The 21004-nt window shown below is 70.2% G+C and carries 19 protein-coding genes and 1 pseudogene; 6 read left to right on the top strand and 14 right to left on the bottom strand.

Features of this window, described 5'->3' with window-relative positions; genetic code table 11:
• Positions 1-77: 77 nt before the first annotated feature.
• Positions 78-1169, top strand: a complete 1092-nt coding sequence (locus G361_RS0110855) for a hypothetical protein (protein ID WP_019927107.1) — start codon at positions 78-80, stop codon at positions 1167-1169.
• Between the two features lie 67 nt (positions 1170-1236).
• A complete protein-coding gene (locus G361_RS0110860; RefSeq protein ID WP_019927108.1) occupies positions 1237-2166 on the top strand; it encodes an NADP-dependent oxidoreductase in 930 nt (309 codons plus the stop codon).
• A gap of 490 nt (positions 2167-2656) precedes the next feature.
• Here the strand turns inward: G361_RS0110860 and G361_RS0110865 are convergent, their stop codons facing one another.
• Positions 2657-4804 carry a hypothetical protein gene (locus G361_RS0110865; protein ID WP_026342912.1) on the bottom strand — a complete coding sequence of 716 codons (2148 nt, stop codon included), beginning with the start codon at positions 4802-4804 and terminating at the stop codon, positions 2657-2659.
• Positions 4805-4817: 13 nt separating this feature from the next.
• Positions 4818-5231, bottom strand: coding sequence for a hypothetical protein (locus tag G361_RS0110870; RefSeq protein ID WP_019927109.1), 414 nt, complete (start codon positions 5229-5231; stop codon positions 4818-4820).
• Positions 5232-5415: 184 nt separating this feature from the next.
• On the opposite strand from G361_RS0110870, the gene G361_RS0110875 reads away from it, so the two are divergent.
• The gene (locus tag G361_RS0110875) at positions 5416-5712 is read left to right on the top strand and encodes a hypothetical protein (RefSeq protein ID WP_052172772.1); all 297 of its coding nucleotides are present in this window, start codon (positions 5416-5418) and stop codon (positions 5710-5712) included.
• A gap of 34 nt (positions 5713-5746) precedes the next feature.
• Here G361_RS0110875 and G361_RS0110880 read toward each other — a convergent pair whose 3' ends face one another.
• From G361_RS0110880 to G361_RS0110910, 7 genes and pseudogenes are all read right to left on the bottom strand, one after another.
• Positions 5747-6145 carry a hypothetical protein gene (locus G361_RS0110880; RefSeq protein WP_019927111.1) on the bottom strand — a complete coding sequence of 133 codons (399 nt, stop codon included), beginning with the start codon at positions 6143-6145 and terminating at the stop codon, positions 5747-5749.
• 48 nt (positions 6146-6193) lie between these two features.
• Positions 6194-6766, bottom strand: a complete 573-nt coding sequence (locus G361_RS0110885; protein WP_026342914.1) for an adenine phosphoribosyltransferase — start codon at positions 6764-6766, stop codon at positions 6194-6196.
• A 26-nt stretch (positions 6767-6792) separates the two neighbouring features.
• Positions 6793-8505 carry an ABC transporter substrate-binding protein gene (locus tag G361_RS0110890; protein WP_026342915.1) on the bottom strand — a complete coding sequence of 571 codons (1713 nt, stop codon included), beginning with the start codon at positions 8503-8505 and terminating at the stop codon, positions 6793-6795.
• A gap of 3 nt (positions 8506-8508) precedes the next feature.
• Entirely contained in the window at positions 8509-9711 is a 1203-nt protein-coding gene (secF, locus tag G361_RS0110895; protein ID WP_019927114.1) for a protein translocase subunit SecF, read from the bottom strand.
• Positions 9711-11603 (bottom strand): protein translocase subunit SecD, encoded by a 1893-nt coding sequence (gene secD / locus G361_RS0110900; RefSeq protein WP_019927115.1) that lies wholly within the window; start codon positions 11601-11603, stop codon positions 9711-9713. Before secD ends, secF begins: the two co-directional genes overlap by 1 nt.
• A gap of 273 nt (positions 11604-11876) precedes the next feature.
• Positions 11877-12215, bottom strand: a pseudogene (yajC, locus tag G361_RS50865) (preprotein translocase subunit YajC); the annotation flags it as partial.
• A 165-nt stretch (positions 12216-12380) separates the two neighbouring features.
• On the bottom strand, positions 12381-13889 hold the full coding sequence (locus G361_RS0110910) for an NAD(P)/FAD-dependent oxidoreductase (protein ID WP_019927117.1): 1509 nt from the start codon (positions 13887-13889) through the stop codon (positions 12381-12383).
• Between the two features lie 130 nt (positions 13890-14019).
• Here G361_RS0110910 and G361_RS51595 point away from each other — a divergent pair, with 130 nt between their 5' ends.
• Complete coding sequence (locus tag G361_RS51595; RefSeq protein WP_019927118.1) at positions 14020-14559, top strand: DivIVA domain-containing protein; 540 nt, start codon at positions 14020-14022, stop codon at positions 14557-14559.
• Between the two features lie 40 nt (positions 14560-14599).
• On the opposite strand, the gene ruvB is transcribed toward G361_RS51595, so the two are convergent.
• The 5 genes from ruvB to G361_RS49315 all read right to left on the bottom strand — a co-directional run bounded on the left by ruvB (position 14600) and on the right by G361_RS49315 (position 18376).
• Entirely contained in the window at positions 14600-15715 is a 1116-nt protein-coding gene (gene ruvB / locus G361_RS0110920; protein WP_019927119.1) for a Holliday junction branch migration DNA helicase RuvB, read from the bottom strand.
• A 6-nt stretch (positions 15716-15721) separates the two neighbouring features.
• Entirely contained in the window at positions 15722-16327 is a 606-nt protein-coding gene (ruvA, locus tag G361_RS0110925) for a Holliday junction branch migration protein RuvA (RefSeq protein ID WP_019927120.1), read from the bottom strand.
• The gene (gene ruvC, locus G361_RS0110930; protein ID WP_019927121.1) at positions 16324-16893 is read right to left on the bottom strand and encodes a crossover junction endodeoxyribonuclease RuvC; all 570 of its coding nucleotides are present in this window, start codon (positions 16891-16893) and stop codon (positions 16324-16326) included. Before ruvC ends, ruvA begins: the two co-directional genes overlap by 4 nt.
• A gap of 120 nt (positions 16894-17013) precedes the next feature.
• Positions 17014-17526, bottom strand: a complete 513-nt coding sequence (locus G361_RS0110935) for an O-acetyl-ADP-ribose deacetylase (RefSeq protein WP_026342917.1) — start codon at positions 17524-17526, stop codon at positions 17014-17016.
• 175 nt (positions 17527-17701) lie between these two features.
• Positions 17702-18376 carry a TetR/AcrR family transcriptional regulator gene (locus G361_RS49315; protein ID WP_019927123.1) on the bottom strand — a complete coding sequence of 225 codons (675 nt, stop codon included), beginning with the start codon at positions 18374-18376 and terminating at the stop codon, positions 17702-17704.
• A 111-nt stretch (positions 18377-18487) separates the two neighbouring features.
• Here G361_RS49315 and G361_RS48220 point away from each other — a divergent pair, with 111 nt between their 5' ends.
• Positions 18488-19462, top strand: a complete 975-nt coding sequence (locus G361_RS48220; protein ID WP_196814457.1) for a phosphatase PAP2 family protein — start codon at positions 18488-18490, stop codon at positions 19460-19462.
• A gap of 138 nt (positions 19463-19600) precedes the next feature.
• The gene (locus G361_RS0110955; RefSeq protein WP_019927124.1) at positions 19601-20971 is read left to right on the top strand and encodes a DUF2254 domain-containing protein; all 1371 of its coding nucleotides are present in this window, start codon (positions 19601-19603) and stop codon (positions 20969-20971) included.
• Positions 20972-21004: the final 33 nt, after the last annotated feature.

Here is a 21004-nt window from a genome sequence, read left to right on the forward strand (position 1 = left end):
GTGCTCGGCGCGACCGTCCTGACCCTGGCCTGCGTCACCGCCACACCGGTCGCGAGCGCGGACGGGCCCATCCCGGAATGGCAAAGTACGAACCCCGCGCCTACGACAGCGCCGGGCATCAGCCCGCGGGACATCCACTGCGCGTGGCGATCCCGGAGGATTCGAATCTCGAGGCGAACAACGGTGATCTCGTCGCCTCCTGGTGGCTGCTCGAGGATCCGCACGATCCGGCGCGCTCGCTGATCCTGCTGGAGGTCGAGGCAGGCTGGCAGCAGCCGCGCGCGATCGGGCAGAGCGGCGAGATCACCTGGCTGCTGCTGGACGAGGAGAACGCGCAGCAGGCCGGATTCCCGTTCGGCAACGGCATTCTCGACCTCGCGCACGGGTTGCCCGGCGGCGCGACCCGGGAGACCGTGCGGATCGACGGGCGACCCGGGCTGCGGGGCGACAACTACACCGTCGACCATTCCCCGGAATCGAACGGCTGGCAGGTCCGGGCCGAAAGTGCGGCCGCCGCCGCCGATTTCGCGGTGGACGAGGTCGTACCGGGCTCGTACGGGCCCTATTTCGGCCCGAGCGGACAGCTCGAGGCCACCAATATCGCCCCGGTGGCCAACAGCCGGGTCACCGGCACGGCCCGCCTCGGCGACCGGATCTACGACCTGAACGGCTGGCGGGCCCAGTACTGGCGCATGAACTTCCCCGCCGTGGCCGATTCGCAGGTCCATCCCGAAACCGCCTGGGGTGGCTGGGAATGGGTGCACACCTTCGAACCCGACGGCGGCTACAGCGAATTCCAGGGCATCATCGACTCGACCGGGGTGTTCCGCGGCTATATGGTCGACGGCCGGCCGGGCGACATCCGGATCTGCGACCGCGTCGACGTGCGGTTCGACGACTACCGGTGGGGCCGATCCATGTACGGCGACACCACCGCGCCCTACCAGCAGTACACGATCCCCGGCCGGATCACCGTGACCTGCGCGCCCGGCCAGGGTCCGCAGATGACGAAGACCTTCGTTCCCGACAGCGCCGACTACTTCGACGGCGGCCATTTCGCCTACACCGAAATGCCGGTGCACACCGTCGCGGGTTCGATGGGCAGTTACGAGCACATCCGGTTCGACACCTTCCAGGCCCGGAAGTATCACGAGGGTACGGGCCGGTGATCCGCCGCCGCGTGTAGGGTGATGGGACCAAGTACCGTAACTGGCGGTCCCGATCCGGAGGTCCCTCATGAGCCGAGCCGTCGTCTACGAAACCTTCGGCGGTCCCGAAGTCCTGCACCTGCGTGAGGTGCCCGAGCCGCACGCCGGACCGGGCGAGATCCGGATCCGCGTGACGGCCGTCGGCCTGAACCCGATGGACTGGATCATCGCCTCGAACCCGCAGGCCGCCGCAGCGTTCGGCGTCACCCTCCCGGCCGGATACGGCTTCGACTTCGCCGGGGTGGTCGACGAGATCGGCACCGGCACAGACGAATTCACCGTCGGCACCCGAGTGTTCGGCGGTGCGATGGCGAGGGCCGCCGCCGACCACATCGTCGTCCCGATCCCGCCCGCCCGGCCCGATGCCGTATTCCGCACCCCGGACGGCATCACCGACGAGGTGGCAACGACCCTGCCGGTCGCCGGGCTGACCGCCGCCGCCGTACTCACCGCGATCGGCCTGCGGCCCGGCGACACCGTCCTCATCGGCGGCGCGGCCGGCGGCGTGGGAATCTTCGCCGTACAACTGGCGAAGCTCGCCGGGGCCCGCGTGATCGGCACCGCCGGTGCGGCCACCGCCGGCTTCCTGCGCGACCTGGGCGCCGAACCCGTCACCTACGGACCGGGCCTCGCCGACCGCGTCCGGGAACTGGCCCCCACCGGCATCACCGCCGCCGCCGACCTGTTCGGCATCGAAACCGCCGAAACCGCTCTCGCACTGGGCATTTCACCCGAACGCATCGCCACCATCGCCGCGGGCCCGAACCCACCCGGCGGCGTACGCGCCACCGGCGGCAGCCAAGCCGGCCCCGACGACCTCCTGCGGATCACCGACGCGATCCGCCGAGGCGACCTCACCGTCCCGATCGCCGCAACCTTCCCCCTGGAGAAGATCGCCGACGCCGTCGCACTCCAGTCCGACCGCCACACCCACGGGAAGATCGTGATCACGGTCTGAGCCGGTCCTGCGACACCCGAATCCGCGCGTGCCGCGCCCGGCGGACCGGCCAATCGTGCGTTGGCGATGCGTTCACCTGGTTCAACCCGGCCGATCGGTCGATCGCGCGCTAACGACGCGGCCAACCGCTCACCCGGCGGAGCGATCAATCGTTCGCCGACGACGCAATCAACCAGTTCAATCCGGCCGATCGGTCGATCGCGCGCTGGCATCAATCACTTGCCCGGCGGACCGGTCAATCGTGCGCCGACGACGCAGTCGACCGTTCACGCGGCCGATCGGCCGAATTGCTCGCCGACGACGCAGTCGACCGCTCGCCCGGCGGATCGGCCGAATTGGCCGCCGACGACACGGCCAACCCCTCGCCGACGGACCGGCCAACTGCTCGCCGACGACGCCACCGAGCGTTCCTGGCGAGGCGATCAACCGCTCGCTGACGACGTGATCGACGGTGCCTGGGCGGCCGGTCGGCCGTTCTCCGATGGACCGATCAGCCGTTCGCTGACGGAGTGTCTCGGTCGGTTTCGGCACCGACCGAGGACAGGCGTTCGGCGGCCGAGCGCGGCGGTGAGTCGCGGGGCGCGTTCTGGTCGGAATGGGCGGGCGACGGTGCCCACTGCTCCGGCATCGCGCGCGTCCTTCCCGCAGGTCCGCCGGGTCCGTCCGCGCGGCGCCGATTCACGGTGACCGCCCGTGTCCATGGCGTGACCGGACTGTCGGAGTCATCGGCGGGAGGGGTGTCCGCGGCGTTCGTCCGGCTCGTCGCCGACACCCAGTTGCGACCGTCCTGTCCGGACCGATCGCCGGTCGACACACGTCCTCCGGATCCGTTCCGCCGCTGGGCATTCGGCGACACATCCGGAGCGGGCCGGTCGACACTCGCACGTTCTCGGCCTGCGCCCACCCGCCGCTGCTGCTCCGCGCTCGCGGATATCCTTGCGCCGGAACGTTTCTCCGTGGCGTCGCGGGCATCGGCGCGGTGGTCGGAATCCGGTTGCGCCGCGTCCCCCGCGCGTGCGCCGGAATGATCTTCTGCGGCACGGCGTCCAGCGGATTCGACCCGCTCGCCGCTCCCAGCCCGCTCGCCGCTCCCAGCCCGCTCGCGGCTTTCGGGCCGCTGGCCACTTCCTACCTGCCGGCCACTTCCTACCTGCTGGCCATCTCCTACCTGCCCGCCGCTCCTAGCCTGCCGGTCACTTCCACCGTGCCGACCGCCCACGGGCTGCTCGCCACGTCCAGCCTGCTCGCCACGGCCGGACTGCTCGCCACGGCCGGACTGCTCGCTACTTTCGGTCTGCCGGTCGCTTCCGGGCCGCTGGTCATTTCCGGGCCGTGGCGCGTCCGGTGCCGTTGCGCCGGAACGGTTTCCGGTGGTGCCGGAACGGTTTCCGGTGGTGCTGGCGCCTTGCGGCGCGGCGTCCGGCTTCCGTGCGTCGGCGCGGTCGTCGGGAGTGGTCCGGCGTTCGCCTGTCCCCGCCTTCGGGCCGGGGGCGGGCTCGTCGGGGGCACCGCGGGATGTCTGGGCCGCGTTGCCCGCCAGTGGCGAGAACACTTGGGCGGCTGCGTTGTCCGGGGTGGCGACCGCGCCGCCGACCAGGTCGGTGTCGCCGGGCGGCCCGGCCGATTCGGGTGTCACGATGCCGTCGAATCCGGCGATGCCGGGGCGGGGGTCGGCGACTCCGCCGGGTGCCCGGCGCGAGACGGCCATCGTGGCGTTGGATGCCGCGCCGAGGCCGGCCATCGCGCTCACGGCGGCACTCTCGAGGCCCGACAGGCCCGCGGTCGCCACTGCCGATGCGGCGGGAGAGGCCGCGGCGGTGCCCGGGACTGCCGCCGGGGCGGCGGGGGCAGCGAAATCGGTGCTGCTGCCGGGGAATACGGGATTGCCGGGTGTGGACGTATCGCTCGGGGCGGCGACCTCGGGGGGCGCGACAGTTCCGTCGAACGCTGCGGCGGCGGGGGCGGCGTCGGCGGGCGGCCCGGCGGCGGGCGCGGTCACGTCGGCGGACGGGCCACCGGTGTCCGAGGCCGGTGCGGAGGTCGTGGACCGGGCATCGTTCGGCGCGCCGGACGACCCGGCCGGCGGGGCGGTGCTGTGCGGGTCCCAGCGGCGCAGCAGTTGGTCGAATCGGTCGGCGTGCGGGCGGGCCGCGTCCGACACCGCGGTGGCGGAACTGCGCGCCACGCGCTGGACCTGGTCGCGGATCTCCTCGACGATGGCGTCGATCTCGGAGCGGCTGTCGACGGGGTTGCGGCCGGCGCCGGGGGTCTGCTGGCGTTGCCGGGCGGCGGTCACGGCGTCGATCCGCCGGACCGCCTCGTCGTGCAGGTCGAGAATCTTGTGCCGGGTGCGGGCGGTGATGTCGACGAAGTTGTCGAGCATCTCCGTCAGCGCGTACAGGGCGCCGCCGAGGTCGTGCAGATCGGCGGTGCGGGTGTCCATCGCCTGCCGGATCGACGTCAGGCCACGGCTGGACGTCACGGCCTCGTCGAAGCGGCGGCATGCCTGCTCCGCGGGGCCGTGGTCGAAGGCATCGGCCGCGGAGCGTACCGACGACGCCAGATGTTCCCACTGCCGCTGGGGCCAGTTGTCCCCGACGATCAGCGACCAGTACGGGCCCTGTCCGGGTTCCGGCACGGCTGGACGCTCGTCAGACGACCGAGCCGGAGCCCATGATGGCCAGGTCCAGCATCGCCTGGGTGCCCTCGGGGGTCTCGTACGCGGACTGCCGGCGCGGCGGCGCCTCGGTCGGCGCGTGCGTGATCGCGCGGCCGGCCTGCTCGTCAATCTCCGCCATATGGTCGCCCACGCCGCGCACCACGTCGGCATAACCCGACCCGTAGTCCGACGGTGGTGCGTAGGCGGCGCCGTTCAACGCCGGGATCACCGCGGACAATTGGCCGAGCACCGCGTCGTCGATCGGACTCGCGGCCGAGCCCGTGACGGAGTTCCGCAGTTCTCCGACAGCCGACTGGAAGACGCCCCAGGCGTTCTGGACGCCCTGGTCGAAGGCCACCGCGGCCTCGTGCGCAGCATCCGTGTCGGCATGAAAGGTGTCAGTCATGCTGTCAATCCGTTCTTCGGAAGCGGTTCGGAGCACTGCCTACTATCCGGCATTCTCGGTGCTGGGAACCGCGTCCGATCCGTTCGGCGCGATATCGCCGGAGTCCGGGAACGACGCGCGGAAACACGCCCGGCACAATGAAATCGGCCCGTTTCAGGGGATTGCGCGCGGGCAAGCTACGGATATGAGCACACGCTACACATATCGCGGGCCCGCCACTGCTGCGGGGATCGTGAGCGCCGTCGGTGGAATCTTCGCACTCGTCGAAGCCGTCTACATCCTGATGCTGCTGCTGCACGCGAATCAGGGCAACGGATTCTTCCGTTTCATCAAATCGCTGGCCGAACCGCTGGCACTGTTCTTCCCGGGGTTGTTCACATTGGACAACGCCGACCTGAACATCATCCTCAACTACGGTCTGGCCGCGATCTTCTGGTTGGTCGTGACCGGCATCATCGCACGACTGGTGGCTCGCATCTAACCGGCCGATTCCGACCGACTCGGTGCGATCGCGCTCAGTGTTCGCGCGGAGTGAGGAACTCCAGCCGGTGGTGGTGGAGGAATTCGAAGGCCGGTGCCCAGTGCCCGGTGAACACGTCGTCCTCGTGGCCGACCGTGCGCACCGACGCATCACCCAGTGTCGGATCCTCGCAGACCACCCTGGCCTCGTGACGGCCCCCACTCACGGGGCCGGTGTCGAGATCGACCGTGCCGTCGGCACCTACCGGCTGCCACGACATATCGAGACCTGCCCCCGCGATACGGCACACGTGACCGGCTTTCTCGCCGGTCACGTGTGCCGTCACGGTATGACCGCCGTGCATGGCGGCCGCGGGCGCCGCCGATGCCGTCGCGGCACCGACGACGAGAATCGCGCCGACCGCACACCCGAGTCCTACGGTGATCCGGTTCATGACGAACCGAGCTTACTGTCGAACATGTAATACGACAACCAGTAGTACCTACTGGCGGACGATCGATATCACGGGATAGTCACCCTGCCGCTCCCGGCCGCCGAGGAAACTCAGCTCCAGCACCACCGCCGCGGCCACCACCTGCGCACCCGCCGCCGCGAACAGTTCGGCCGCCGCGGCCAGCGTCCCGCCGGTGGCCAGCACATCGTCCAGCAGCAGCACCCGCCGGCCCGCCAGATCGATCCCGTTCGCCGGGATCTCCAGCGCCGCGGAACCGTATTCCAGGGTGTATTCGCGCGAAATCACCGGCGGCGGTAGCTTACCCGCCTTGCGCACCGCCACCACGCCCGTGCCGCGAACGGCCGCCACACCCGCGCCGAGCAGGAAACCGCGGGCGTCGATCCCGGCCACCAGATCCGCGTCACCGGCGACATCGCCGAGATGGTCGATCACCGCGTGGAATCCGACGGCATCCGCGAAAACCGGTGTCAGATCGGCGAAACGCACACCGGGGGTCGGGAAGTCGTCGTGCCAGCGGGTCAGCCGCTCGACGGCCGCCGCGGCCCGGATGGACCGTTCCCCGGCGGTTTCCGCCGTCTCCGTCATCGTGTGTTTGCTCATCCGCACCCACTCCTCATCCCAAGTGCTCACCGCTGCAACACCCAGCGGTCCATGTTCCAGCCCGCACCGGCCTTGGTGGGGCTCACGATCCCGTTCACCAGGCCGGCACCGAAGGCGACGGTGCGTGGCGTGGCGAACAATGGTACCGACGGCATGTCGGTCCACAGCAGATTCTCGGCTTCGGCGTCCGCACCGAGTACGTCCGCCGAAAAGTCATCCGCCGCAAGCTGATCGGTGAGCGAATCGTACCGGCCGTTACTGTAATGGCCGAAATTGAGGCCCTGACCACTGTGCAGCGACACCGTGGCACCCACTCCCGTCAGCGATCCGGACGGACCGGGCGCACCCGCGGTGCCGCCGAGGACCGCGTCCACCTTGTCGCCGAGTTCGGTCGGCGTGAAATCCGGTGCGCCCGCGTCGACCACGGTGATCCCCGCGGCCTTGCAGGCGTCGGCGATCATCGCCACCGTCTGCGCGCGGCGGTCGTCGGGAGCCAGATAGCCGATGCGCACGGTCGGATTCGCGCCCAGCGCCCGGGACTGGCCGGCGGCGGCCGCGTCGCCGTTGCGGTACTTGTCGGCCGCACCGGTCACGATCGGGTAGTAGAGCGAATCCGGTTGCACGAGACGGGAATTGAGCGGTCCGGCGCCGAGGCCGGATTTCACGTCGAAGCCCGGGTGACCGAGCTTGTCGTACAACGACTGTCGCGGCACGCACAGCGCGAATCCGCGCCGCGCGTCGGCCGAGGCGAACAGGCCGCTGGTCGACAGCACCAGCTGCTCGGCGCCGCGGCTGGGCACCTGCTGGGCCGAGAATCCGCTCAGGCTCAGGTCTTTCACCGAATCGGCGCCGACGTCGACGACCGCGACCGCCTTGTCGGCCAGCTTCTTGCGCAGATCGATGTTCTTCGGCAGCAACACGATTCGCGGCGTGCGGGCCGCATTACCCCACCAGCGGTCGTTCTTCACCAGCACGATGCCGTCGGTGTCGCTGACGGATTCGATCCGATAGGGGCCCGAGGAGGGGAACACCTTCGGATCGGCCGCGCCCTGTTTCAGCTCCCAGCCCGAATTCCAGAACTGGGCGAGCTTCTCGAGCACCGCCTGATCGCCGCTCTGCACGGACTTCACCACATCCGGGACCCCGGCCGCCTGGGCGGCCACGTGCGCGGGCATCAGATCGGCGGCGGTGAACAGCGTCTGCCAGGCCAGGAAGTGCCGTTCGGGCCGGAAGGTCACCGTCGCGCTCTTGGCGCCGGGCTGGCAGTCCACCCGCTCGATATCGGAATAGCCCGCGGTGCTGGCGGCATCGAACATCGGGGCGCCGCCGGGCCGGGTGAACCGGCCGCTGCGCGCGGCCCATTCCAGCACCATGTCGTCACAGCTGGTCGGCACACCGTCGGAGTAGACACCGTCCGGATTGAGCCGGTACTGGATGGTCTGGGAATCGCCGGGCACCTGTTTGGCGGTGCCGTAGTCGGTGTCGGCGATCAGCTGCCCGTCCGGGCCCGTGTAGTAGAAACCGGTCAGCACGCGCGGGAACAACGCCGCCGCACCGCCGCTCGCACCCAGCGTGCTGCCGCCGTTGTAGCTGGCGGGCAGCGCGTCCACCGCGTAACCGATGGAGGGCACCTGATTCTTGCCGGCACATCCGGCGAGCAGCCCGGCGGCGAGCGCGCCCGCCGCCAGTACCGCCCACACCCGGCGACTCGTACGGCGCGCTCGCCGCCCCCACCCCATCGCTCAGTTCCTTCTCTTGGTCCGCTTCCCGCTGGGCCTCGCACCGGGTCTCGGCACGGCGGGCGCGTCGGCGGCGGCGGCCGCCTCGCGGGCACGAGCGCTGGCCGCGGTGGCGCGCTCGGCGGCCAGTGCGCCGATCCGCGCGTTGGCGACGTCGGCCCGCCTCGACAGCACCCGCCTGGTGTGCTTGGCGACCGGGCCGTAGCGCTCCTTGATCGAAACCAGCAGCGGCACCGCGAAGAAGATCGACGTGTAGGCGCCGACGATCATGCCCACCAGCTGTACCAGCGCCAGATCCTTCAGCGTGCCCACGCCGAGCAGCCACACCGCGATCACCAGCATCGAGACGATCGGCAGCACACCGATGATCGTGGTGTTGATCGACCGCATCAGCGTCTGGTTGGCCGCCAGGTTGGCCTGCTCACCGTAGGTGCGCCGGGTCAGATGCAGGACGCCGCGGGTGTTCTCCTCGACCTTGTCGAAGACGACCACGTTGTCGTACAGCACGAAGCCGAGGATGGTCAGCAGGCCGATCACCGCCGCCGGGGTGACCTCGAACCCGACCAGCGAATAGATGCCCGCGATGATGATCAGGTTGAAGAACAGCGAGGCGATCGAGGCGAAGGCCATGTCGCGCTCGAACCGGATCGAGATGTAGATCATGGTCAGCAGTACGAATACGACCAGCGCGATGAGCGCCTTCCGCGTGACCTCACCACCCCAGGTGGAGCTGATCTCGGCGATGCTGATCGTGTTGCGGCTCACCGTGCCGCTGCCGTCCTTCGGGTGGAAGGCCGAGAACAGCGCGTCCTGCACCTTCTGCGGCTGGTCCCCGGTCAGGGTGTCGGAACGGATCTCGATCGCCGCGGCGGATCCCGCGCCGACCCGCTGGGTGGCGACCGGCTTGTGGCCGATGGCCTGCGCGTAGACGTCCTCCACCTGCGAGGTGGTGACCGTGCCGTTGGTCGGCATCTGGATGCGGGTGCCGCCGACGAAGTCGATGCCGAGGGTGAACCAGCGCAGGCCGATGCTCAGCAGCGAGATTGCCAGCAGCGCCGCCGCCAGCGCGTAGTAGAACCGGCGCCGGCTGACGATCCGGAATCCGCCGGTGCCGGTGTAGAGCCGCTCGAAGAAGCCGTGATGCGGCCCCTCCTCGATCGGTTCGTCGACCGCGGCGTCGTCGAGGACCGGAGTGGAGTTGCTCATTACGCTTCCTTCCCCGCCGGCACGCGGGCGCCGACCTTGCGTTCGCGGGCGATCTGCTGCACGGCGCCGAGACCGTTGACCGAGGGCTTCGCGAAGAACGGCGCCCGCGAGGCCATCATCATCAGCGGCGCGGTGACCAGATAGAGCACGATCACGTCGAGGACGGTGGTCAGGCCGAGGGTGAACGCGAAGCCCTTCACCTGTCCGGCGGCCAGGATGTAGAGGACCACGGAGGCGATCAGGCTGACCGTCTTACCCGAGAGGTTGGTGCGCTGCGCGCGTGCCCAGCCGCGCGGCACCGCCGAACGGAAGCTGCGGCCCTCGCGCATCTCGTCCTTGATGCGTTCGAAGAACACCACGAACGAGTCGGCGGTCATACCGATACCGATGATCAGACCCGCGATACCGGCGAGATCCAGCGTGAAGTGGATCCACCGGCCCAGCAGCACGATGATCCCGTACACCGCGAAACCCGAAGCGACGAGCGAGAATCCGGCCAGGAAGCCGAGCATCCGGTAGTAGGCGAGGCAGTACAGCAGCACCGCGATCAGGCCGATACCACCCGCGATCAGGCCGGCGTGCAGCGACGACAGGCCCAGGGTGGCCGAGACCGTCTCGGCCTCCGAGGTCGCGAACGACAGCGGCAGCGAGCCGTACTTCAGCGTGTTGGCCAGTTCCTTGGCCTGGGTCTGACTGAACTTGCCGGAGATCTCGGTGTTACCGCCGACCTGACCGGCCGCCTGCACCTGCGGCGCGCTGACCACCTGCGAGTCCAGGGTGAACGCCAGCTGCTTCTGGTAGTAGTCCGAGGTCAGCTGACCCCAGGTCTTGGCGCCGCCGGACTTGAAGGTCACGTCGACGACCCACTGCGACGACTGCTGGTTCAGATTCGCGGTGGCGCCGTCGATCTCCTGGCCGTCGAGCTTGCTCTTGTCGAGCAGGTACACGCCGGTGCCGTCGGTCGAGCAGGCGACCAGCGGCAGATTCGGATCGTCGTTGCCCGCCAGCGGATCCGGCTTGCTGCAGTCCAGCGACTGCATCGCCAGCGCCTGGATCTGCGGATCGGTGCTCTGCCGCAACGTCTTCGCGTCGGCGATCTCCTTCTGCGCGCGCTGCTGCGGGCTCAGATCACCGGCCGGCGCGGGGGCCGGCGTCGAGGTGACCGGGGCGCCGGTGGCCGGGGCGGGGACGGGCGCGGTGCTCGCCGCCGGGGCGGGCGCGGGAACGGGTTCCTCCGGCGCCGGAACCGGTTCGGGGGCCTGGGCCGGGAACACCCGGTTCTGTGCCGCGGGCCCGGCGCTGTCGTCGGGGACCGCCTCGGTGGGCGCCGGACCGGCGACCGGCGGGGCCGGGACGGGCGCCGCGGCCGGGGCGGGCTGTTCGCCCGGCGGCGGCGCGAGCGGATCCGCCGGCGGGGCCGCCCCCGGGACGGGTGCGTCGGTGGCCGGTACGGGAGCCTGCTGCTGCGGCGGGGTCTGCTGCTGCGGTGCGGTACCGGCCGCGCCACGCTGGGCCGCGCCGGACTGTAGGACCGGCCGGACGTACAGCTTGGCGGTGGTGGCGAGCGACTTGGCCTGCGCGCCGTCCGCGCCGGGCACCGTGATCACCACGTTGTCGCCGTCGACCCGAACCTCCGACCCGGAGACGCCGAGACCGTTGACCCGGGACTCGATGATCTGCTGGGCCTTCTTCAGGCTGTCCTGGCTCGGCTTACCCCCGTCGGGGGTGCGCGCGGTGAGGGTGACACGGGTGCCGCCCTGCAGGTCGATGCCGAGCTTGGCCTGCGGAGACTTGTCCGCAGTGAAGAAGATCAGCGCATAGATCAACGCCACGAGCGCCGCGTAGACGCCGATCAGTCGCAGCGGATGCCCCTGTCCCTTGGAAGGTGGCACAGTCGTTTCTCCTAGGCGGGTCGTCGGTGGAACTGCGGACACGCTACAGCGCCGTCACACCACTCGGGAGGGGTGCGCCGGCGCTGTCGCGGATCAGTCCTTGGTCAGCCGGGTGGGGTCCTCGGCCGCATCGCCCGACCCGGCACCCTCGGCGGACCCGCCGGTGCCGTTGGTCGCGGTCGTGCCGTTGGTCGTGTGCGCGGCGGTGCCGTTGGTGGATTCCGCGGCGGTGCCGCCGGTGGACTCCGTGGCGGTGCCGCCGGCGGATTCCGTGGTGTCGTCGGCCACCGCGTCGATCTCGGGAGTCACCGCGGACTCCTCGTCGATCGGCTCGTCGGCGTCGGTCACCGTGGCGGTGTCCTCGGTGCGGACGTCACGGACCGCGGCGCGCAGCCAGGTGGTGACGACGTCCTCCGCGATCTCCAGGTCGACCGTGGTGTCGTCGGCCTCGACCACGGTGCCCAACAGCCCCGACGTGGTGGTGACGCGGTCGCCGACCTTCAGGGCTGCCTGCATGGTGTTGACCTTCTCCGCTTCGCGCTTCTGGCGGCGGACGCCGAGAAACATCGGCACGAGCAGGGCTACCAGTAGCAGCGGAAACAGCAGTTCCATCGTCGTCGTCGGTCCCTAGTCTCTGGGGTGGTCTGGGTGCGTACCCCCACAGTCTGCCAGCTACTACGGGTCCTGCCACATTCGCACGCCTGGAGTCCGCAGAATTGTCGGTGGTCGGGGCGTTCGCACCCGTTTCGTCCGATCCCGGACGGCGGTCCGGAATCGTCAGGCGGCGCCGCGACCGTAGGTGTAGTCGTCGAGCGGGAAGCTCACCGCCTCGCGATGGGTGGTGACCGTGCTGTTCGGACGCAGCAGGGCCGCCTCGCCGTGCTGGTTGAAGTAGTAGCTGCGCGCGGTGGCACAACTGCCCGCGTAGAACACCGAGGAATCCAGTTTGGCGGTCACCCGGTCGAGGAAGCGCGTGTTGGCCGCCTCGGTGACCTCGAAGACCCGCTCGCCGCGCCGGGACAACTCCCCGAACAACCGGCCCATATGCTTCATCTGCGCCTCGATGGTCGTGAAGTACGACAGGCCGCTGTACGAATACGGGCTGTTCAGCGACAGGAAGTTCGGGAACCGCGGGATCGTGATGCCCTCGTACGCCTGGAATCGGCTGTCGCGCCAGAACTTTCCGAGGTTCACCCCCTCGCGGCCGATGATCTCGAAGGCGGGGAAGTTGACGTCCCACAGGTTGAATCCGGTGGCGAGGATCAGCGTGTCGATCTCCGTCTTGCGCCCGTCGGCGGTGACGATGCCGTCGGCCTCCAGGTGGTCGATGGCGCCGGTCTCCAGTCGCACGTGCGGCTCGTTGAAGGTCCGGAAGTAGGTGTTGGAGAAGGTGGGCCGCTTACATCCGAAGTCGTAGTGCGGGGTGAGCTTGCGGCGGGTCTCCGCGTCGCGGACCTGCGCGCGCAGATGCGCCTTCGCCAGCAGCGCGGCGGCGCGGTTGCCGAGCCGGGCCTGCTTGAAGTGCAACACCCCGGTCACCATCAGCAGTTCCAGCGCACCGGTGTTGACCAGCCGGGCGGCCTTCTGGGTGACCGGCACCCGCGCGAACAGCCGCTGCACGGTTCCGGGAATCGCGGTGTCGACCTTCGGCACCACCCAGATCGGGGTGCGCTGGAAGACGGTCAGCGCGGCGGCCCGCTCGGCCACCTCCGGCACCAGCTGTACCGCCGTCGCGCCGGTGCCGATGATCGCGGCGCGGCGATCGCGCAGGTCGTAGTCGTCGTCCCACGCGGTGGTGTGCAGGATCCGGCCGCGGAAGGCGTCGATACCCGGGAACGCCGGGGTGTAGGGCTGGGACAGGAAGCCGGTCGCGGTGAGCAGGTACCGGGCGGTGAGGGTCTGCGTGCCGCCGGTGGCCGGCTCGTCGACGGTGACCACCCAGTGCTGCTGTTCCTCGTCCCAGCGCGCGCCGGAGACGCTGCGGCCGAACCGCATCCGCCGGCGCAGGTCGTACTTGTCCGCGACGTGCCCGGCGTAGCGCTTCAGCTCCGCGCCGGGCGCGAACAGCCGCGACCAGTACGGATTCGGTTCGAAGGAATACGAGTAGGTGACCGAGGCGATGTCCACGGCCAGACCGGGATAGCGGTTGACGTGCCAGGTCCCGCCGAGGTCGTCCTCCCGTTCCAGGATCAGGTAATCGCGCAGGCCGAGCCGGTCCAGCTGGATACCGGCGCCCATCCCGCCGAATCCGGCGCCGACCACGATCGCATCGTACTGAGGTGCCACGACGAACCTCCCCGCTACTCAAAGTATCCGTTACAGGATGACACATTATTCTGCACCGGCCCCGCCGGGCAATGGGCGGAAACCGGCCCGGCCGGCCCGCGTCCGGCCGATCGGTTGCGACAATAGGCCGGTGAATCCCCACGAAGTGCGACGGATGCGGTTCGGCCGGGCGCCGATCGGGCATCGCGGCTACGACGCCGCCGAGGTGGACGCGTTCCTGGAATCGGTGGCCCGGGCGCTCGGCGGGTACGCCGGCCTGTCCACCGCCACGATTCGCGGTGTCGAATTCCGGACCGCGCCGCTGGGCCATCGCGGATACGACCGCGACGAGGTCGACGAATTCCTCGATCAGGCCTGTGCGGAACTGGAATTCGCGCGGCGCGGCACGGCCCGGCCACCGGACGACCGGACGGTGCTGACCCCCGCCGACGTGCAGCGCACGCAGTTCTCCGGACCGCCGTTCGGGCATGCCGGATACGCCGCCGACGAGGTCGACGTATTCCTGGATCGGGTCGCCGCGACGCTGGCCCACATCGGCCCCAACGGGCTGACCGGCGCCGATGTCCGCACCGTGAATTTCGGCCTGGCCCATGCGGGTACCGCCGCCTACCGCATCGACGAGGTCGACGCGTTCCTCGAGGTCGTATTGCGGGCGTTGTCGGCGGCGTGAGCGCACCGGCCGCGCGGTCCGAGCCGCGCGGCCGACGCCGCTACGTGCCGTCGAACAGATCCAGGGTGGGATGCGGTTCGCGGCCGCGGACCTCGATCGAGCCGAACACCAGATCCGGCGGCGGTACCAGGCCCAGATGTTCCCAGGCCGCGGCCGTGGCGACCCGGCCGCGCGGGGTGCGGGCGATCATGCCGGCCCGCACCAGGAACGGCTCGCACACCTCCTCGACGGTGGTCGCCTCCTCCCCCACCGCGACGGCCAGCGTCGACACCCCGACCGGGCCGCCGCCGAAGCCGCGCACCAGCGCCCCGAGGACCGCGCGGTCCAGCCGGTCCAGCCCGAGGCCGTCCACGTCGTACACGGCCAGCGCGGCGCCCGCGATCTCCCGGGTGACCCGGCCGTCGGCGCGGACCTCGGCGTAGTCGCGGACCCGGCGCAGCAGCCGGTTCGCGATGCGCGGCGTGCCGCGGGAGCGGCCGGCGATCTCGGCGGCGGCCTCGGCATCGATGCGGATGTCGAGGATGCGCGCCGAGCGCAGCAGGATGTGCCGTAGTTCGTCGGGTTCGTAGAAGTCCATGTGACCGGTGAAGCCGAACCGATCGCGCAGCGGACCGGTCAGCGCGCCGGACCGGGTGGTCGCCCCGACCAGGGTGAACGGCGCGATCTCCAGCGGGATCGAGGTCGCCCCCGGCCCCTTGCCGACCACCACGTCGACCCGGAAGTCCTCCATCGCGAGGTACAGCATCTCCTCCGCGGGGCGGGCCATGCGGTGGATCTCGTCGATGAACAGCACGTCGCCCTCGACCAGATTGCTCAGCATGGCCGCCAGATCGCCCGCGCGCTCCAGCGCCGGGCCCGAGGTGATCCGCAAGGCGGAGCCGAGTTCGCCGGCGATGATCATCGCCATACTGGTCTTGCCCAATCCCGGTGGGCCGGACAGCAGTACGTGATCCGGGGTCCCGCCCCGGAGTTTCGCGCCGCGCAGCACCAGCGCGAGCTGTTCGCGGACCCGCGGCTGACCGATGAAGTCGTCCAGCGACTTCGGGCGCAGGCCCGCCTCGACCTCGCCGTCGGAGTTGAGATAGGCCGGGGTGACCGGTGATTCGTCCTCGTCGCCGAGGTCGCCGGGCAGGTCGTGGTCGTCGGGTGCGGTCACGGCGGACTACCGATTCTTGCCGAGCAGGCCCAGTGCGGCCCGCAGTGCCTTCGAGGTGCCCAGATCCGGATCCTCCGTGAGCACCGCGTCGACCGCCGGTTCCGCCTGCCGCACCGGGAATCCCAGCCCGATGAGCGCCTCCACTACCTGATCGCGCACCGGCGTGACGACCGCCGCGGGCCCCGCACCCGGCGGACCCGATTGCACCGGAACGAGATTCACCTTGTCGCGCAGTTCGACCACCATGCGCTCGGCGCCACGCTTGCCGATGCCCGGCACCCGGGTCAGCGCGCCGATGTTGCCCTCCGCCAATGCCTTTCGCAACGACTCCGGTTCGAGTACCGCGAGCACCGCCATCGCCAGCCGGGGGCCGACACCGGAGACGGTCTGCAACAGGCCGAACAGATCGCGCGCCTCGGTGTCGGCGAAACCGAACAGCGTCATCGAATCCTCGCGGACGATCATCGCGGTGTAGAGCCGCGCCTCCTCGCCGCGGGTGAGTGCGGCCAGGGTCGCGGGTGTGGCGTTGAGCCGGTAGCCGACACCGGCGGCCTCGAGCACCACATGGTCGAGCCCGATCTCGAGCACCTCACCGCGTACCGACGCGATCACCCCAGCACCGCCTTCCGTTGCCGATCCACCCGTTCCAGGTATTTGCGCTGCGCCGCCGCGGCCTGGGCCTCGGCCTTCGCCATCCGATCCAGCATCGGCGCCCGCCAGCAGTGGCAGATCGCCAGCGCGAGGGCGTCGGCCGCATCGGCGGGTTTCGGCGCGGTCGCCAAGCCTAGGATGCGCGTCACCATCGCGGTCACCTGGGCCTTGTCCGCGGAGCCGTTACCGGTGACGGCGGCCTTCACCTGGCTGGGGGTGTGGAAGGCGACCGGGATCTCCCGCCGGGCCGCCGCGAGCGCGATGACGCCGCCGGCCTGCGCGGTGGCCATCGCCGTGCGGACGTTGTGCTGGGAGAACACCCGCTCGATGGCGACCGCCTCCGGCCGGTGCCGGTCCATCCACTCCTCGGCCGCGTCGGCGACGAGCAGTAGTCGTTGCGGCAGCGCCATTTCCGGAGGTGTGCGGATCACGTCGACCGCGACCGCCGTGACCTGACGCCCCAGCGCGCCGTCGACGATGCTCACGCCGCACCGGGTGAGCCCGGGGTCGACACCCATCACCCGCACGTAAGCACCCCTGTCGAGTTCGCGAACAGTTGTTCGAAGTCTAGCGGAGCGGGCGGCCCGTCCGGACCACCGACACGGCGGGATCGGCTCCGCCGCCCGACCACTGTGCGCCGGGCGATTTCAGGCCCGCAACTCGGAAGCGAAGGCCCGGTGGGCATCCGGGGTGAAGAGTACGAAACGTGCCTCGACGACCCCGGTTTCGGCGGTCCGGACCGTCTCGACCGCGATCCGGGCGCCGTCGTCGATCGGCCAGCCGTAGATCCCGGTCGAGATCGCCGGGAAGGCGACCGTCCGCGCTCCCAGTTCGTCTGCGATGCGCAGGGATTCGCGATAGCAGGAGGCCAGCAGTGCCGAACGGTCCTCGCGCGCCGACCAGACCGGTCCGACGGTGTGGATCACCCAGCGGGCAGGCAGCTTTCCGGCGGTGGTGGCCACCGCGCGGCCGGTCGGCAGGCCGTCGCGGAGGTCCGCGGCCCGCAGTTCCCGGCAGGCGGCGAGGATGTCGGGGCCGCCCTTGCGATGGATCGCGCCATCCACCCCGCCCCCGCCGAGCAGACCCGAATTCGCCGCATTCACCACGGCATCCACCTGCTGTTCGGTGATGTCCCCGCGCACGAGCGTCAGTTCCGGCATACCGCGATTCTCGCATCGGGCGGCGCGGCATTCCCGGACGCCGACCACCGGCCCGGTCGGCAGTGACCGGGTCCGTCGGGTCGGGTGACCGCGGCGGATTCGCGCCTCCGGTGCCGCCGGATCAGCCGGGATCCGTTGTGGCCGCTGCGGATTCGCGCCGGGGCGGCGCGGCAGGTCAGCCGGGATCGGTTGTGGCCGCGGCGGATTCGCGCAGGCCGGTGAGCAGCAGGTTCAGGCCGAACAGGTACTGGTCGACGCCGCAGGTCCGGACCCGGATCAGTTCCGGCGCCAGGTCGGCGATCATCGGATGCGCCTGCGGCGACAGCCGGGGCATCGCGCCGGGCTCGTGGGTGGCGGCACGCACCCGGCCCAGCGCCGCGCCGAAGGTGTACTGCAACAACACCACATAGCCACGCGCGGTGCGGTCGCGGTCCAGGCCCGCGTCCCGCAGTTGCCGCACGATGAATTCCAGTGCGGCCGTGGCGGTATCGGCGAACTCGTCGTCACCGTGCATACCGGTGGCGAGCACCCGCATCACCGCGGGGCGCTCGACCAGCAACCCGTACAGCGCCGTACAGCAGGCGCGGACCTGCTCCTCCCAGTCGCCCTCGACCGTCGGCGGATGGAAGCTGTCGAGCACCCGGTCGCGGGCCGCCTGGAGGATCTCGTCCTTGCTGCGGAAGTAGGTGTACAGGGTCATCGTGCCCACGCCGAGCTCGGCGGCGAGCGTGCGCATGGACAGTTCCTCCGCCGTCGTGGTGTCGAGCAGATGCAGCGCCACGTCGACGATCCGGTCGGCGCTGAGCGTGTTGCGCGGTGCCCGGCGGCGCGATTCGGCGGGTGGGGTCACGACGTGCTCCTCGGAACGGATGGGTTGCGGTCCGGTAACAGTCTGCTGGTAATGTTGCTCCGTACTGCGTACGGTACATCGTACGCGGCACTCGAAGTGGAGGTCGGCGCAATGATCGTGCTCAACCGGTCCTCCCTGACCAGGTATCGCGTACATCTCGCCGAGGCCGGTCTGGTGCTGGCGCTCTACGCCGCCTACGACGGCACCCGGTACCTGGTCCGCGGCGGTGCCGACGCCGCCGAACAGGACGCGCACACGGTGCTGCGGCTCGAGAACCTGGTGCGCCTGCACCCCGAGCAGTGGCTGAACCGGCTGTTCGCCACGCACTCCTGGCTCGGCGTTCCGGCCGACTACCTCTACGCGACGCTGCACTACGTGATGACCGCGGCGGTGCTGATCTGGCTGTGGCGCGCGCATCGCACCGCCTACCGGCACGGCCGCACCCAACTGGCGCTGGCGACGGTCACCGGGCTGGCCGGATTCGTCCTGTTCCCGACCATGCCGCCGAGGCTGCTCACCACCGGCGAGTACATCGATGTCATGTCCCAGCACGCGGCGGTCGGCTGGTGGGCCGACACCAGCGCGCCGCGCGCACTCGATTCGATGACCAACGATTTCGCCGCCATGCCCAGCCTGCACGTCGGCTGGGCCGTGTGGTGCGGGCTGATGATCCTCCGCCACGCCCGGCGACCCTGGGTGCGCGCACTCGGCGCGGCCTATCCGATGCTGATCCTGCTCGTCGTGATGGGCACCGCCAACCACTACCTCCTCGACGGCATCGCCGGCGCCGTCCTCATGCTGCTCGCGGGCTGGGCCGCCACCCCGTACCTGCGGCGATTCGATGCGATGACCGCTGCCCTGCGCGCACCGACCACCCCACGACTCGTGCACCGCGCACCCGAGCCGCCCTTGTCCACGCCCGCGACCGGTGCACTCGGCCAGGCCGAACACACCTCCGGACCACTCGGGATCCGGCACCCGACCCCGGTTCCGGTCGCCCTCGCCCGGGTGACCCCGGTCGAGCGACGCGCGGACGTGGTGCGGGTTTCGCCACTGGTGGGACCGCCGCATCGAAAATCGGCCTGAGGGCGCGTGCGGCCGAGGCGAGCCGCGACCGGATGCGACCGCCCGGTCGGTCTTCGGCCGGTGCGCGGCGCGCGACGGCGGTAGATTCTCAGCCGACGTGCCCGGATGATCCGGAGGGCAGGTCGGAGGGAGACGGTTGTGCGCGGCATCTGGTGGGAGGCCGATCGCTGGCGGGAACGCCTGCGTACCAACCTCTGGTTCGTACCCACCCTCGAGGTCCTGGTCGGGGTGCTGATCTTCACGATCACCCTGAGCCTGGACCGCGCGGCCTCGCACGGCGCGTTCCGGATCCCCTCGTGGGTGATCGGCGGCACCCCGGACGCGGCGCGTCAGGTGCTCACCGCGATCGCGGCCGCGATCATCACCGTGGTCGGCGTGGTCTTCTCGATCACGATCGTGGCGCTGACCCTCGCCTCCACCCAGTTCGGTCCGCGCATGTTGCGCAACTTCATCCGCGATCGCGGCACCCAGATCACCCTGGGCACCTTCGTCGCCACCTTCGTGTACGCGATCGCGGTGCTGGTGGTGCTCGGGCCGGACTTCGTGCCGCACATCGGGGTCACGGTGTCCATCGCGTCGCTGGTGCTGGATCTGGCCGTGCTGATCTACTTCATCAACCACATCGCGATGCAGATCCAGCTGCCGAACGTGATCGCCGATATCGCCCGCGATGTCAACGTCGCCGTCGACGCCAACCGCGATCTGACCCCCACGACCGCCGAGCGTGGGCCCTCGACCGACGAACTGCTCGCCCTGCTCGCCGAATCCGGCGGTGAGGTGCGCACCACCAGCAGCGGATATCTGCAGTACATCCGGTACGAGCGCTTGGTCCGGCTGGCGGCCGACGCCGACGCGGTCATCCGATTGCCCTATCGCCCCGGGCATTTCCTCGCCGAGGGGCAGGTGGTGGCGACGGTCTGGCCCGCCGAGGCGGTCGACCGGATCGCGGAGAACTTCGTCCGCGGGCATGTCACGGGCTCGACCCGCAGTCTGGTGCAGGACATCTCGTTCGGGATCGATCAGCTGGTGGAGATCGCGCTGCGGGCGCTGGGCTCGTCCACCAACGACATCTTCACGGTGCTGACCTGTATCGACTGGCTCGGCGAATGTCTGGCCCGGATCGCCGTGGCCTGGGATCCGGCGCCGGTGCGGCGGGACCGGTTCGGGCGGGTCCGGGTGATCGCGTCCCAGGTCAGTTACGAGCGGCTCGTGCAGCGGGCCTTCGAGAAGATCCGCCAGGCCGGTCGCGGCGATCCGGCGGTGATGATCCGGCTGCTCGACGCGCTGGCCCGGATCTCCGACAGCAACCCGGATCCCGAGCGCCGCCGGGTACTGATCGAGCAGGCCGCGATGATCGAACGCCAGATCGACGACACCATCCCCGAACCCGCCGACCGCGCCGACGTCCTGCGACGCTGCCGGGTGTTCCACGCCGCCGCCGCGACGCCCGGAACCGGCGACACGCCGGACGGAACGAACGCCGAAACCGCCACGATCGCGCTCCGATAGCGGGGAATCCACCGTACTCGGAGATGATTCACA

It is taken from the genome of Nocardia sp. BMG111209, assembly GCF_000381925.1.
In the GTDB taxonomy this organism is placed as follows: Bacteria; Actinomycetota; Actinomycetes; order Mycobacteriales; family Mycobacteriaceae; genus Nocardia.